The following is a 13,789-nucleotide window of genomic DNA, read 5'->3' on the forward strand; positions in this document are numbered from 1 at the left end:
CGGACACCCTGCTTGTGATCGAGAAACTTCGTAATATCGCCATTATTGCCCACGTTGACCATGGTAAAACAACGCTGGTCGACAAACTGCTTCGACAATCCGGCACTCTGGGCCGTAAAGACCAGGGCACTGAACGCATCATGGACTCCAACGACCAGGAACGTGAGCGCGGTATTACGATTTTGGCCAAAAACACGGCCATTAACTGGCAGGATTACCACATCAACATCGTAGATACCCCGGGACACGCCGACTTCGGTGGCGAAGTCGAACGGGTGCTGTCGATGGTCGATTCTGTGTTGCTGCTGGTCGACGCGGTAGACGGCCCCATGCCGCAAACGCGTTTTGTGACCTCCAAAGCCTTCGAGCAGGGTCTGCACCCCATTGTTGTTATCAACAAGGTCGATCGCCCCGGCGCCCGGCCAGACTGGGTGATGGACCAGGTCTTTGACCTGTTCGACCGCCTCGGCGCCACCGACAAACAACTCGACTTCCCAGTCATTTACGCCTCAGCGCTGAACGGCGTGGCCGGTGACGACCCGCAGAACATGGCTGAAGACATGACGCCGCTGTTCGAGATGATCGTCAACCAGGTACAACCACCGGAAGTAGAGCGCGACGGTCCCTTGCAAATGCAGATTTCCGCTCTCGACTATAACAGCTACGTAGGCGTTATCGGGGTAGGCCGCATCAAGCGCGGTCGCCTGAAGACCAACGAGCAAGTGGTTGTGGTTGGCAAAGACGGCAGCAAGAAAAAAGGCCGTATTTTGCAAGTCATGGGTTACCACGGCCTCGAGCGAATTGAAGTGCCCGAAGCCGAAGCAGGCGACATCGTCTGTGTCACCGGCATCGAAGGCCTGAACATTTCCGATACCCTGTGCGACCCGAACCACCCGGAAGCATTGCCGCCACTGACGGTCGATGAACCGACCGTGAGCATGAACTTCCTGGTAAACGATTCTCCGTTCGCCGGTCGTGAAGGCAAGTACATCACTTCGCGCAATCTGAAAGACCGCCTCGACCAGGAGCTGATTCACAACGTGGCTCTGCGCGTTGAGCAGGGCGACACGCCAGATAAGTTCAAAGTCTCCGGCCGGGGTGAGCTGCACCTGTCGGTCCTGATCGAAAACATGCGCCGTGAAGGCTTCGAGCTGGCAGTTTCCCGCCCCGAGGTTATTCAGCGCGTGATCGACGGCGAAATCCAGGAGCCATACGAACAAGTGGTGATCGACCTGGAAGAGCAACATCAGGGCGGCGTGATGGAAGAACTGGGCCTGCGCAAAGCCGAAATGACCAACATGGAAAACGACGGTCAGGGTCGCCTGAAACTCGAATTCATGGTGCCGTCTCGTGGCTTGATTGGATTTCGCGGCCAGTTCCTGACCCTGACGTCCGGCTCTGGCATCATGACCAGCATTTTCGACCATTACGGCCCGGTGAAGGGTGGTGATATGTCCGGCCGCCAGAACGGCGTGCTGGTGAGCATGGCCAAGGGTAAAACCCTGGCGTACAGCCTGTTCACCCTGCAGAGTCGCGGCCGTCTTTTCCTCGGCCACGGTGTGGATATCTACGAAGGTCAGGTCATCGGCATTCACTCGCGTGACAGCGATCTGGTTGTTAACCCGACCAAGGCCAAGCAGCTGACCAACATCCGTGCTGCCGGTACCGATGAAGCACTGACGCTGTCGCCACCGATCCAGCAAACCCTGGAACAGGCGCTGGAATTCATTGAAGACGATGAATTGGTTGAAGTGACACCGGAATCCATTCGCATCCGCAAGAAGCTGCTGACCGAAAACGAGCGCAAGCGCGCCGGTCGCGGCCCCAAGTAAGGCCTGTCTCCAAACCTGTCTGACCACCCTTCCAGATCGCGCCACTGGGGCCTTCTGGAAGGGTGACGTTTTTCCGGAAACTGAGCTACACTGCCCAAAAGCTTAGCGGAAGAGCGACTTTGAGCACACCTGTCTTGCCTAACCGGCACCCGCTGTCATTATCGCGCCGCTTGCTGGTATGGATAGCCGGTATCTTTATTGCCCTCGTCAGCCTCACGACCGTCCTGCAACTCAGTCTCGAATACTCGCTTGAAGAAGACTCCGGCGCCCAACAAATTGGCTTTGCCCTATTCGGCTCGCGCGACGTGCTGGCCAATGCCCTCTGGAGTTTCGACCCGGTTCAGTTAAGCGCCACCGCCGACTTGCTGATTGCTCACCCGCTGATCGAAGGCGTGTTGATCGAATCGGAAGATCCGTCGTTGAACCAGATTCGCGGTGAATTGCCCGACCCTTCAGGCTACCTGCCCGCAGCCAATCTGGACCCCGGCTACCCCGGCATCGACATCGCCAGCCAGGGGCAACTATTGCAAAAAGCCCTGCAATTTACCGAACCCATCGAATTCGATACCGGAGATGGCCTCTACTCGGTCGGCACGGTAACCGTCTACTCCAACGTGCGCCTGATTCTGAACCAGAGCCTGCTTAATTTCGTGTTTACGCTGACCAGCTCTGTGCTGCTGTGCCTGCTGGTAGTGGCCGTCACGGCCTGGTCGGTGCACCGGCTGGTGGCAAGGCGTCTCAACGTGGTCGAGCGGGTGCTGGCAACCATCGAGCCGGAAGACGATGTCTTTCGGGCGCGCCTGATTCCCGATTGGATCGGCCGTGAGCGCGATGAGATCGCGACGCTGTGCGACACCCTGAACCAGTTGCAAGTGCAACTGGCGGAAAAGTCACAGCGTATTCGCCAGCACCAGAACAACCTGGAACAAAAGATTCAGGCGCGCACGCACGAACTGGAAGAAACCCTGGAAGCGCTGCAAATCAGCACCGACCACAAAAACCAGTTTCTGGCCAACATGAGCCACGAAATACGCACGCCGATGAACGGCATTATCGGCATGGCCGAACTGCTACAGGATACCCGGCTGGATCAGCGTCAGCGCGACTACCTGACCACCATTCTCAATTCCGGCCACACTCTGACGACCATCATCAACGACATTCTGGACCTGTCGAAAATTGAAGCCGGGCGGCTGGAACTGGAATCCATTCGTTTCAACCTGCCAGAGTTGGTCGAGGAAACCCTGGCCCTGTTTATAAAACCCTCGGAAGAGAAAGGGTTATTGCTGGTGGCCGATATCGACCGGGGCACACCGGAGACCATGGTCGGCGACCCCATTCGCATGCAGCAATTACTGCTGAACTTGCTCGGTAATGCGTTCAAGTTTACCGATGACGGGGAGATCGTCGTTCACCTTCAGTGGCACGCGGACCGTCAGCGCCTGGGCCTCGCGGTCAGCGACACCGGGCTTGGCATCGAACCGGATAAACTGGCCGTCTTGTTCGATGCGTTCTTCCAGGCGCACAAAAGCACGCACCGCGAACGCGGTGGTACCGGGTTGGGGCTGGCCATTTGCAAGCGTCTGGTTGAGCTCATGAAGGGAGAGATTGGCGTCGACAGCGAACCGGGTAAAGGCTCAACGTTCTGGATCGAGATCCCCCTAGACGCCGCCACCACCAAACTGAGCCCAGCCCTGCCCTTTTCAGCCACCGATCGCAGCGGCCTGAGCGGCAATGCCCTGCTGGTGACCAGCAACCTGATCCTGCAGCGCCTGTTCAGTCACCACACTGATGGCACGGCGCTGACGCTTAACTGCGCCTCCAGCGGCGTTGAGGCGCTGGCGCTGTGCGCCCAGCAACAGTTCAATGTCATTCTGGTGGACGCCACCGTCGATCACGATACCGGGCTGACGCTTGGGCCCAAACTGGCCGACGCCCAGCCCGAGGCCCTGCTCGCCCTGATTGCCAGTCGCATGGCCTCGCCCGACTGGCAAACCCTGACCGGTCACCAGTTCAAACGCCTGATGGAAAAACCGCTGTCGCTGCCGCGCAGCCTGCTTAACTTGAGTGAAGACCGGCGGCCCAACGCCGCAGGCCTGTCGAGTGAAGACGCCGGGCTGCAGTCACCAGAATTTCCCCCCGCCCATGTGTTATTGGTCGAAGATAACCACATCAATCAGCGCGTTGCAGAAGGCATGCTCAAACGGCTCGGGCTGATGGTAACCGTCACCAGCAACGGCCAACAGGCCCTGGATTATCTGGAAAACAACGTGCCAGAGAACGAACTGGACGATGAACAGGCAGAAACCATCGACGAAGTGGGCCACTTGCCGGCCAGCGTCGACCTGGTGCTTATGGATTGCGAAATGCCGGTAATGGATGGCTACGCCGCAACCCATGCCATTCGCCATTCGGCAAACGAGCGGGTGCGGCGCATTCCAATTATTGGGCTCAGCGCCCACGCCATGATGGAACAGCAGGAAAAAGCTCTGACGGCCGGCATGGATGACTACCTGACCAAACCCCTGCGCCGCCGTTCACTGGAGCTTACTCTGAGCAAATGGTTGCTCGGCAACACCTGAGCGCGACCCTGCCGGTCAGGAAGGCAAAATGCCAAGGTCAGTGAGTGGGATTCCAGCCTTGCGCAACGCCAGTCGCAGGGTGGAGCGAACCACTTTGGGGTCGTCCAGATGCAGCAGGCCCGAGGCAATGGTGTGCGCCCAGCCACTGTCGATCTGGCGCAACACCGATTTAACCCGCAACAGGTTAGAGCTGCTCATCGACAAATGGCGGTAACCCAGCCCCACCAGCGTCACGGCGCCCAGCGGATCACCGGCCAGCTCACCACACAGGCTGACCGGGATGCCCCCTTCATTGGCCGCATCAATCACCATTTTCAGGGCTTTGAGGACCGCCGGGTGCAGTGAGTCGTAGATGTTGGCAACGCGCGGGTTGTTGCGATCGACCGCCAGCAGATACTGGGTCAGGTCGTTGGACCCCACAGAAATAAAATCGATCTGAGTGGCAAATTCCTTAACCAGGTAGACTGCCGAGGGCACTTCAACCATTACCCCCACTTCCGGCAGGTTGACCGCCACGCCTTCCTCATTCAGCTCCAGCACTGCCCGGTGAATGATCGCCAGGGCTTCTTCCACCTCGCTCACGCTGGTGACCATGGGCAGCATGACTTTCAGGTTGTTCAGATTCAGACTGGCGCGCAGCATGGCGCGAATCTGCACCATAAAGAGCTCCGGGTGGTCGAGCATGACCCGAATGCCGCGCCAGCCCAGAAAAGGGTTATCTTCGACAATGGGAAAATAATCGAGGCTTTTGTCACCGCCCACATCGAGCATTCGCATCGTGACCGGCAAGGGGGCAAAGGCTTCCAGCTGAGCGCGATAAATCTTGGCTTGCTCGTCTTCCGACGGAAAGCGATCGCGCATCATGAACGGCACTTCGGTACGAAACAGGCCAACCCCGTCGGCACCCTTGTTCTGCGAGCGCACCACATCGGTTTGCAAACCGGTGTTCACCATCAGGCTGATGGCAACGCCATCGCTGGTTTCACTGGCGACGTCGGTCAGGCTTTCAAGATCTGCCTCACGTTCGGCTTCTTCCTTGCAGATGGATTCGAAATACTGGCGTTTTTCGGCCGAGAGCCGGTAATACACATGGCCGCGGTAGCCATCGACCACCAGCTCTTCACCCTGCAGACCCTGCCAGGGCAACTCCTGCACGCCCATGATGGTAGGAATGGCCAGGGCCCGAGCCAGAATGGCAACGTGCGAGTTGGCCGAGCCGGTGGTGCAAACAATAGCTGCGATGCGCCCGGCGGCCAGGTCACCAAAGACGGTGGGCGATATTTCCTCGCCAACCAGAATGGCATGGTCGGGAATCGCAACGTCAGGGACCGAGGCTTGCAAATGGGACAAGACCCGGCGCCCGAGATCGCGCATGTCGGCAGCACGCTCGCGTAAATAATCGTCTTCGATGCTTTCAAAGTGGTCGATGTAGCGGCGCATTACTGTGGCCAGGGCACTCTGTGCCCACTCGCCCTTCTTGATCAGCTCCACCACTGCATCGCCCAGGGCCCGGTCTTCCAGGATGCCAACGTAAACGTTGAACAGCGCCAGCTCTTCCGGACGCAACTCGCTGCGCAACCGCTCCCGGGTGGCGGTGAGTTCGGACCGGACTTTGGTCAGAGCGTTTTCAAACAGCGCCAGTTCAGCGGCTATGTCGCGCGCAGGCCGGTAACGCACCGAGTTCAGATCAGAGGGCGGCACCAGCACATGGGCCTTGCCAATGGCAACGCCCTGTGACCCAGCCACACCGGCAAAGCGAACATCCAGCTGCTCGCCGCCCATCAGGTTCAGACCCGACAGCGCCCCGGTGGCTTCGGCATGGGCGATCACCCCGGCCAACTGGGCCGACAGCGTTACCATAAAGGCTTCTTCGGAATCCCCAAACCGACCTGGTTCGGTGCGTTGAATGGTCATCACACCCAGCACCTTACGGTGGTGGATAATCGGCACGGCCAGCAAACTCTTGAACGGTTCTTCACCCAGACCTGGCACGTGGTGATAGTTGGGGTGGCGCGTGGCGTCGCTGAGGTTGAGTGGCTCTTCGCGCTTGCCGACCAGAGCGATAAGACCCTCGTTTTGCGTCAGCGTCACCTTACCTATGGCATCGGCACTCAGACCATCGGTGGCCATCAGCACATAGCGGTTGACGTGGGCATCCCACAGGAAGACGGAGCAGACCTGAACGTTCATGCCCGCACGAATGCGGCCAACCACCGTGCGCAGCGAGGCTTGCAGATCCCGGGTACTGTTTACTTCCTCCACCACCTGGCGAAGTAAATGCAACATATCAACCACGTCGTCTCAGCTCCTTGTGCACCCTGGGCGCCAGCTCCGCGAGGGCCTGGCGATAAACGTCCCGTTTGAACGAGACCACCCGGGCCAGCGGGTACCAGTACGATACCCATTCCCAGCCATCGAATTCGGGGTCGTCGCAGTCGTTGAGGATGATGTTGTGATCCTGCCCGGTCATGCGCAGCAGAAACCATTTCTGCTTCTGACCGATGCAAATCGGCAAGGCGTTGTAGCGGATCATCCGCTTGGGTAACCGGTAACGCAGCCAACCCCGGGTGCAGGCGAGGATTTCGACGCTCTCTGGCTGCAGGCCGACTTCTTCCTGCAGTTCACGGTAAAGGGCGTCGGTCGGAGTTTCGTGTGCACGAATGCCGCCCTGCGGAAATTGCCAGGCATCCTGGCCAATGCGCCGGGCCCAGAGCACCTGACCGCGCGGGTTGGTGAGAATAATGCCCACGTTGGGGCGATAGCCATCGGAATCGATCATGATCGCCAGCATCCCCCTGTGACCGAATTCGCACAGCGTGCGAATCAATGAATGTTGGTGACCGCCGCAGCCTGGCCTGCCGGCGTGCACGACGCTCGCCCCGCTCCCCAAACAACCGGTTAAAAGTAGGGAGCAGAGTCCGTCTGTTCTGACTGCATTGTTCCACATCGGCCCGAAAACACCAAACAGGTCACATTCAGGGCAGCAACCGGGGCTGCCAGGCCTGCCGTGCAGCCTGTCGCTTGTACCTGACCGGCCATGCCCGTATTCTTGGCGGCCAATAAAGCCTCTGCCTGGCGACCTTCGAGTCTACCCTGCCACGCGAGTCGTTTGGCCACTAAGGAGCCCCGCCTTGACCCTCGCTATCTTTGACCTGGACAACACCTTACTGGCCGGCGACTCAGACCACGCCTGGGGCCAGTTCCTGATCGATCAGGGCCTGGTCGACGCCACCGTGGTAAAAGCCGCCAATGAAACCTTTTACCAGCAATACCAGGCCGGTGAGCTTGATATAGACCGCTACTTGCGCTTTTCGCTGTCGTTTCTGGCCAACAAGCCACTGGACGACCTGGCCAGCCTGCACCGCCTGTTTATGGAGACGGTCATCGAACCGATGATCGCTCCGGGCACCCAAGCGTTGTTGCAGCACCACCGCGACCAGGGCGATACACTGATGATCATCACCGCCACCAACCGCTTTGTGACCGGGCCGATCGCCGAGCACCTGGGCATCCCGAACCTGATCGCCTGCGAGGCTGAACTGCATAACGGCGCCTATACCGGCCTGCCAACGGGCATTCCGAGCTATCAGGAAGGCAAGGTGGTGCGCCTGCAAGCCTGGCTTGAGGAACACGGCGAATCGCTCGACGGCGCCTGGTTCTACAGCGATTCACTGAACGACTTGCCGTTGCTGCGCCTGGTCGACAACCCGGTCGCCGTCGACCCGGACGCCACGCTGGCGGCCGAGGCCCGGCGCCAGAACTGGCCCATCATCAGCCTGAGGGACTAACCCATGCGCCTTGTAACACCTGCCCACGCACTGCTTGCTCTGCTCACTCTGGTGTTACTGGGGTGTTCCTCGTCGAATGAACCGGCAACCGAGGCCGAAGCTCAAGACCCGGCCACCTTCCCCGAGCAAGCCGGGCCCGAATCCGATGTTCAGTTCGCTGGCCTCGCCCGGGCGTTTCAGGCCCAGGCAGATACCGCCGGAGAGGCCATGCAGTCGGCCTGCCAGCAGCTGGGCTCAGCCGTTCAGGCGTTTCTGGATAACCCGGAAGCGGGCCTGCAAAATGACGCTCAGTCTGCCTGGCACGCCTGCTACGAAGGCTGGCAAGCCTTCTCGCTGTTTCACCGGGTGGCATTTAATCCAGCGGCTCAGGAGGCACTGGATCGTTCCCGCCGGCTGATCAATGTACGTCCTTTTCTGCCCGGCTATGTCGATGCCCTGCCAGACTACCCGTACAGCGGCCTGGTGCATGAAACCGGTATGGATTTAACGCTGAACAACCTGCTGGAACAGCATCAGCTGTTGGATCTGGAGTCACCCGCCCTGGGGTTCCCTGTGGTCGAAACCCTGCTCTGGCAAGCCGACCTGGATACCTATTGGCGGACGTCCGGTGAAGATGGCGACCTGACCATCACGCGCCGGCACCAGTATCTGACATTGGCGACCGAGCATCTATTACAGCAACTGGAACAAGCGCGTCAGCGCTGGTCCGGGCAAATCGGTTTTACCGGCCTACCAGAACCGGCCCAGCAACGCATAGTGCTGACCAGCCTGGACCAGCAGATCCGCCAGGACCTGCTTGAGCTGGCCTTTGCCGATGACGCGCCGCAAGAGCCGGACTGGCATCACCCAAGCGTAGTCGCGGGCCAGGGCAAACGCCACCTGCTGGCGCGCCTGGCGGGGCTTGAAGCGCTCCTCCATAGCCCGGACGAGGGCGTGAGCGCACTGGCATCCTGGCTGGAGCGCCGCGGCGGTCTGGTCACCGCTGAAACCCTGGGCGACCGGCTGACAACGGCGGTCGACACCCTGAATGCCCTGCCGGAAAACGCACCGGCGGGTGACCCGGACGCAGAAGCGTGGCAACAGGCGGTGGCTGCAGTCACCGGACTGGCCAATCAAATCAGCCAGCTAGGGGCACCCCTAGAGACAGAGGACAGCCAATAAGTCCGGATCGGATACGGCAACAAATTCGGGATTGAGCGTTGAGGTTTTTCCGTAACGCAGCGGCTCGCCGTTCCATTGCACCAGTCGGCCTCCGGCCGCGGTAAGAATGGCCTGGGGCGCAGCGGTATCCCATTCGCTGGTCGGCCCCAGCCGGGGGTAACAATGCGCACTGCCATTGGCCAGCATCATGAATTTGAGTGCGCTGCCGACTGAGCGGGTGTCGACATCAAACCCGGCGGTTTCAAGCCGATCGCGCCAGGCGCCCTGCCAGGCGGACCGTCGGCTGCCCAGCACCTGAACCGGCCCGGTCACCGCCTCGGCCCGGATCACAGTGGCGCTGCCAGGCTTACCCTGTTGCGCCGCTACGTCCTGCCCTCCCCACCAGCCAATCCCTGTTACGGGTTGAAAGAGCATGCCGAATATTGGCTGATTTTCGTGCATTAGGGCGACATTAATCACGAACTCATCGCTTTTGTGCAAAAACTCACGCGTACCGTCCAATGGGTCAACCAGCCAGTAAGTCTGCCAGCTCTGCCGGTCCGTATAAGGCACCAGCGCTTCTTCAGACAGCACCGGGCAGTCAAGAATGTCGGGCAATCCGGCCTCCAGCCGGCGCGATGCGGCAATATCCGCCGCGGTCACCGGGGAGTCATCGGCCTTGTGGTCCGTCTGCCAGCGCGACCGGTCGTGATACACCGCCAGAATGTCGTCCCCGGCCTGCTGCATCAGTTGAAACAGAGCGCTGATCTGCGGATTCGACAGCTCGGGCCGGAGGGTCATGAACCACCTCTCATGGAATGTCCTCATCGCAATAACGGTTTTGAATTCAACACCGCCCAGTCTACCATGAACCTAAAGGCCCCCTTGTAACTCGGGGACCCAACCCTTATTAACGGCTGCCCGGTTAAGTTTGGTGCCAGGCGTTCGTGCGCGTCAGTGGGTTAGCCTGTCCAGGGTCGGCGTAAACCTGTCCATGGCGGTCCGACGTCTCGGGCCTAGACCGCAGCATCCCTGCTGCGGACTACCCTGGACAGGCTAACCCACAGCCCCGCACTCGATATGTGGCTTACTTTAAAGCGACCACTGACCTTAAAGATCTATTGAGAGAGGTTATGACCGATACTCCCGTACGTCTCGACAAATGGCTCTGGGCGGCGCGCTTCTTCAAAACACGCGGCCTGGCGAAAGACGCCATTGAAGGCGGCAAGGTGCATTACGACGGCGCCCGTGCCAAGCCGAGTCGCAATGTTGAAGTGGGTGCCATGCTGCGCATGCGGCTGGGCTTCGACGAAAAAACCGTTGAAGTGCTCGCGCTCAGTGACAAGCGCCGTGGCGCGCCGGAAGCGCAGTTGCTGTATCGCGAGACGGAAGAGTCGGTCGAGAAACGGCTCGCCATGGCGGCGCAGCGTAAAGCCCAGAATGCGGGCCAGGCCGCGCCCGATCACAAGCCGAGCAAGAAAGACCGGCGCGATATCCGTAAAATGAAAGATTCCTTTAACGCCTAGGGCAATAGTTACACCGCCCTGGCCCATGACGAGGCCTGCATGAGCAACCCCGATCAGACCCAACGCTTTTTGTTCGACCATACTCACATTCGCGGTGAAATTACCGGCTTACAGCGCAGCTACCAGGAAGTGCTGGCCAAGCACAATTACCCCGAGCCGGTACGCCTGTTGCTGGGTGAGTTCATGGCGGCGGTGGCGTTGCTGAGCGACACCCTGAAATTCGATGGCACCCTGAGCCTGCAGGTTCGGGGTGCCGGCCAAGTGCGCATGCTGATGGCTGAATGTCGGGATAACCGGGCTCTGCGCGCCATTGCTCAGTACAACGATGATTTCAGCGCCGACCAGGCACTGCTGGGTAACGGGCAGTTGGCGATCACCATTGAGCCGAAAAATGGCAAGCGTTACCAGGGTATCGTGTCGATCAACGACGGTGACAACAGCCTGAGCCATGCGCTGGAAGATTACTTCCGCCAGTCCGAGCAGATTCGCACCCGGGTATGGCTGTTCGCCGACCAGCAGATCGCGACCGGCCTGCTGCTGCAAGCGATGCCTCATTCGGCCAGCGAAGGCAGCCTGGAAGTCGACGACGACGCCTGGAACCGGGTGGTTCATCTGGCAGACACGTTAACAGCCGACGAGATGCTGGCGCTCGACAACACCACGGTGCTGCAGCGTCTGTTTCATGAAGAAGACGTACGAGTCTACGAGGCCCGTCCGCTGGAGTTTGAATGCACCTGCACTCGCGAACGCTGCGCCAATGCGATTCTGATGCTGGGTGAAGAGGAAGCTCAGGCTGTTGTGGCCGAGCAGGGGGAGATTCGCAGCGACTGCCAGTTCTGCCACCAGCACTACCAGTTCGGACCCGAAGACGTGACCGAACTGTTCGAGTCCTACAAGCAACAGTTGAACTGAGTGTTCAGCCCCGGCATTCACACCGGGGCTGTCGATTTCTAGTCGAAAATCCGGTCACCCAACTGATCAATCATCAACCGCGCCTTCACCAGCGTAAAGTTGCAGGCTTCGTCTTCACCGGCGACCAGATCCGACCGAATAAAGGTATGCCGCTGTTCCGGTTCGCCCGGCTTAACGATGATGCCACTTACGCGGAACTGACCGCCTTCGGGAATCGGCGTTGGTGTCACCTGGTACCCCTTGTACTCTATCGTTTCACCTTTCACTTCCCGCGGGCTTGCCGGCCCACCGGCCATTGCTTTCTTTAACCATCCAAACATCACTTTTCCTTACTACCAGGCAGTAGTGCATTTTTTATTGTGGCAACGGAGTTTTATCAACCCTGAGCATAGGTTACCACTGTTTGCGAGCGGGCTGCCGGGCAGATCTCATGTCCACTCAGCAGACCGAGCCATCACAAGCCAAGATTGTACCGCCCTACTGCGGTCATGGCGTCAAATTCACTGAGCACTCTGTAATGTTAGGTAACCCGGATGGGTAAAGTGATCTAACGGGATTCTAAAAGTGTTACTGACACTCCCCAAGTGTTACCTATACACACGTCAGCATGGTGTAAAGCGATGTTAGCCAGACAGCCGGCTGGTCACATAGTGAACAGCATTTTTTAAGTTATTGTTTTTAAAGAACTTTTTAAAACTGGCACGCAGACTGCACTCATCTACGCACAACGATAAAGACACCCACAAACAAAAACAAAAACAGGGTGAGATAAGAACGATACGTGCCCGCCCAAAAACAATAACAAGGGCACAGTTTTTATTTAAGGCCTCCTAAAAACAACAATAGGGCCGGCTTAGCTAATTAGCTAACCTACGTGAGCATCACGTGTATTATCTGCATCGATTCATTGTACTGATCGAGTCGCCCCTTCCGGGCGATTTTGCTGTGCCTGCCTGTTTTGCAATCCCTCAACCTGCGCTTTCTAACCTATAAGCAGCCGGTTCTGTGCTGTCGCTTGCCTCGTAACGCCGTCGTGACATTTCCAACGGGCGCCTCTGTGGTCGCTGGCCTGTGAAGCGGGCCGTTGAACGCCTAAGGTAAGGTCATGCCTGCCACAGGAGACCAGAATGAAACTGCATGCCCTGCTCGGAAACTCCCAGAAACTGGATGGCGGCGCCATGTTTGGCAACGCCCCCAAGGCTTTGTGGGAGCGCTGGCTTCCCAGCGATGATCAGAACCGGATCGACCTCAACTGTCGCTGCCTGCTGGTGCAGGAAGCTGATCGAAATATCCTGTTTGAAACCGGTGTCGGCGCGTTCTTCCCGCCAGATCTGCGCGAGCGCTATGGGGTGCAGGAAGCGCAGCATTGCCTGCTGGACGCCCTGGCCGACCTTGGCCTGGGGGCCGATGACATCGACATCGTCGTGCTGTCTCATCTGCATTTCGATCACGCCGGGGGGCTGCTCAGTGCCTGGCAGGAAGGGAAGACGCCGCAGCTGGTGTTCAAAAACGCCTGGTTTATTGTGGGTGAACAGGCGTGGCAGCGGGCAATTCAGCCACACCCGCGAGACAAGGCGTCGTTTATTCCCGAGTTACCCGCCCTGCTGGAAGCCTCAGGCCGGCTTGAGCGCATTAATGGCACCCGGTCGAAACGCCTGGGCGATGCTTATCGTTTTCATTACAGCGATGGGCACACACCGGGCATGTTACTGACCGAAATACAGACCGATGACGGCCCCCTGGTGTTTGCCGCCGACCTGATTCCCGGCAAAGCCTGGGTGCACCTGCCGATCACCATGGGCTACGACCGTTTTCCGGAGGCGCTGATTGACGAGAAACGCCGCCTGCTGTCCGACCTGGCCAGGCGCAACGGACGCCTGTTCTTCACCCACGACCCCAACATTGCCGCGGGCCGGGTGGTTAAGGATGAGAAAGGCAAGTTTTCCGTTGCCGACGAGACAGTGGCTGTTTGAAGGTGGGAGACACGGCCGGGTCAGACTGATCTGACC

11 protein-coding genes are annotated in these 13,789 nt (G+C 59.0%); 7 read left to right on the forward strand and 4 right to left on the reverse strand.

Annotation, left to right across the window (positions count from 1 at the left end; genetic code table 11):
• Positions 1-14: 14 nt before the first annotated feature.
• Both typA and EP166_RS19475 read left to right on the forward strand, forming a co-directional pair.
• Positions 15-1,832, forward strand: a complete 1,818-nt coding sequence (gene typA / locus EP166_RS19470; protein WP_127560234.1) for a translational GTPase TypA — start codon at positions 15-17, stop codon at positions 1,830-1,832.
• A 119-nt stretch (positions 1,833-1,951) separates the two neighbouring features.
• Positions 1,952-4,414 (forward strand): ATP-binding protein, encoded by a 2,463-nt coding sequence (locus tag EP166_RS19475; RefSeq protein WP_127560236.1) that lies wholly within the window; start codon positions 1,952-1,954, stop codon positions 4,412-4,414.
• Positions 4,415-4,429: 15 nt separating this feature from the next.
• On the opposite strand, the gene ptsP is transcribed toward EP166_RS19475, so the two are convergent.
• A complete protein-coding gene (gene ptsP / locus EP166_RS19480; RefSeq protein ID WP_127560238.1) occupies positions 4,430-6,700 on the reverse strand; it encodes a phosphoenolpyruvate--protein phosphotransferase in 2,271 nt (756 codons plus the stop codon).
• A gap of 1 nt (position 6,701) precedes the next feature.
• On the reverse strand, positions 6,702-7,193 hold the full coding sequence (locus tag EP166_RS19485; protein WP_127560240.1) for an RNA pyrophosphohydrolase: 492 nt from the start codon (positions 7,191-7,193) through the stop codon (positions 6,702-6,704).
• Between the two features lie 352 nt (positions 7,194-7,545).
• Between EP166_RS19485 and EP166_RS19490 the strand changes: the two genes are divergently transcribed.
• Together EP166_RS19490 and EP166_RS19495 are read left to right on the forward strand one after the other, a co-directional pair.
• On the forward strand, positions 7,546-8,202 hold the full coding sequence (locus EP166_RS19490; protein ID WP_127560242.1) for a histidinol-phosphatase: 657 nt from the start codon (positions 7,546-7,548) through the stop codon (positions 8,200-8,202).
• 3 nt (positions 8,203-8,205) lie between these two features.
• Positions 8,206-9,363 carry an imelysin family protein gene (locus EP166_RS19495; RefSeq protein WP_127560244.1) on the forward strand — a complete coding sequence of 386 codons (1,158 nt, stop codon included), beginning with the start codon at positions 8,206-8,208 and terminating at the stop codon, positions 9,361-9,363.
• Here the strand turns inward: EP166_RS19495 and EP166_RS19500 are convergent.
• Positions 9,340-10,143 (reverse strand): 3'(2'),5'-bisphosphate nucleotidase CysQ family protein, encoded by an 804-nt coding sequence (locus EP166_RS19500; RefSeq protein WP_164744022.1) that lies wholly within the window; start codon positions 10,141-10,143, stop codon positions 9,340-9,342. The two genes, EP166_RS19495 and EP166_RS19500, sit on opposite strands and share 24 nt — an antisense overlap.
• 332 nt (positions 10,144-10,475) lie before the next feature.
• On the opposite strand from EP166_RS19500, the gene hslR reads away from it, so the two are divergent.
• Together hslR and hslO are read left to right on the forward strand one after the other, a co-directional pair.
• On the forward strand, positions 10,476-10,868 hold the full coding sequence (hslR, locus tag EP166_RS19505) for a ribosome-associated heat shock protein Hsp15 (RefSeq protein ID WP_127560248.1): 393 nt from the start codon (positions 10,476-10,478) through the stop codon (positions 10,866-10,868).
• A gap of 39 nt (positions 10,869-10,907) precedes the next feature.
• Positions 10,908-11,780, forward strand: a complete 873-nt coding sequence (hslO, locus tag EP166_RS19510; RefSeq protein WP_127560250.1) for an Hsp33 family molecular chaperone HslO — start codon at positions 10,908-10,910, stop codon at positions 11,778-11,780.
• 38 nt (positions 11,781-11,818) lie between these two features.
• Here the strand turns inward: hslO and EP166_RS19515 are convergent, their stop codons facing one another.
• Positions 11,819-12,100 carry an HlyU family transcriptional regulator gene (locus tag EP166_RS19515; protein WP_127560252.1) on the reverse strand — a complete coding sequence of 94 codons (282 nt, stop codon included), beginning with the start codon at positions 12,098-12,100 and terminating at the stop codon, positions 11,819-11,821.
• Between the two features lie 807 nt (positions 12,101-12,907).
• Here EP166_RS19515 and EP166_RS19520 point away from each other — a divergent pair.
• Positions 12,908-13,753, forward strand: coding sequence for an MBL fold metallo-hydrolase (locus EP166_RS19520; protein WP_127560254.1), 846 nt, complete (start codon positions 12,908-12,910; stop codon positions 13,751-13,753).
• The last annotated feature ends 36 nt before the right edge of the window (positions 13,754-13,789 follow it).

The organism is Saccharospirillum alexandrii, from assembly GCF_004000275.1.
GTDB classification, from domain to species: domain Bacteria; phylum Pseudomonadota; class Gammaproteobacteria; order Pseudomonadales; family Natronospirillaceae; genus Saccharospirillum; species Saccharospirillum alexandrii.

Bases quoted from the DNA above. Each gene is read 5' to 3' on its own strand.
- hslO (WP_127560250.1), top strand. From the start codon at position 10,908: ATGAGCAACCCCGATCAGACCCAACGCTTTTTGTTCGACCATACTCAC.
- EP166_RS19520 (WP_127560254.1), top strand. From the start codon at position 12,908: ATGAAACTGCATGCCCTGCTCGGAAACTCCCAGAAACTGGATGGCGGC.
- EP166_RS19495 (WP_127560244.1), top strand. From the start codon at position 8,206: ATGCGCCTTGTAACACCTGCCCACGCACTGCTTGCTCTGCTCACTCTG.
- EP166_RS19515 (WP_127560252.1), bottom strand. From the start codon at position 12,100: ATGTTTGGATGGTTAAAGAAAGCAATGGCCGGTGGGCCGGCAAGCCCG.
- hslR (WP_127560248.1), top strand. From the start codon at position 10,476: ATGACCGATACTCCCGTACGTCTCGACAAATGGCTCTGGGCGGCGCGC.
- ptsP (WP_127560238.1), bottom strand. From the start codon at position 6,700: ATGTTGCATTTACTTCGCCAGGTGGTGGAGGAAGTAAACAGTACCCGG.
- EP166_RS19485 (WP_127560240.1), bottom strand. From the start codon at position 7,193: ATGATCGATTCCGATGGCTATCGCCCCAACGTGGGCATTATTCTCACC.
- EP166_RS19500 (WP_164744022.1), bottom strand. From the start codon at position 10,143: ATGACCCTCCGGCCCGAGCTGTCGAATCCGCAGATCAGCGCTCTGTTT.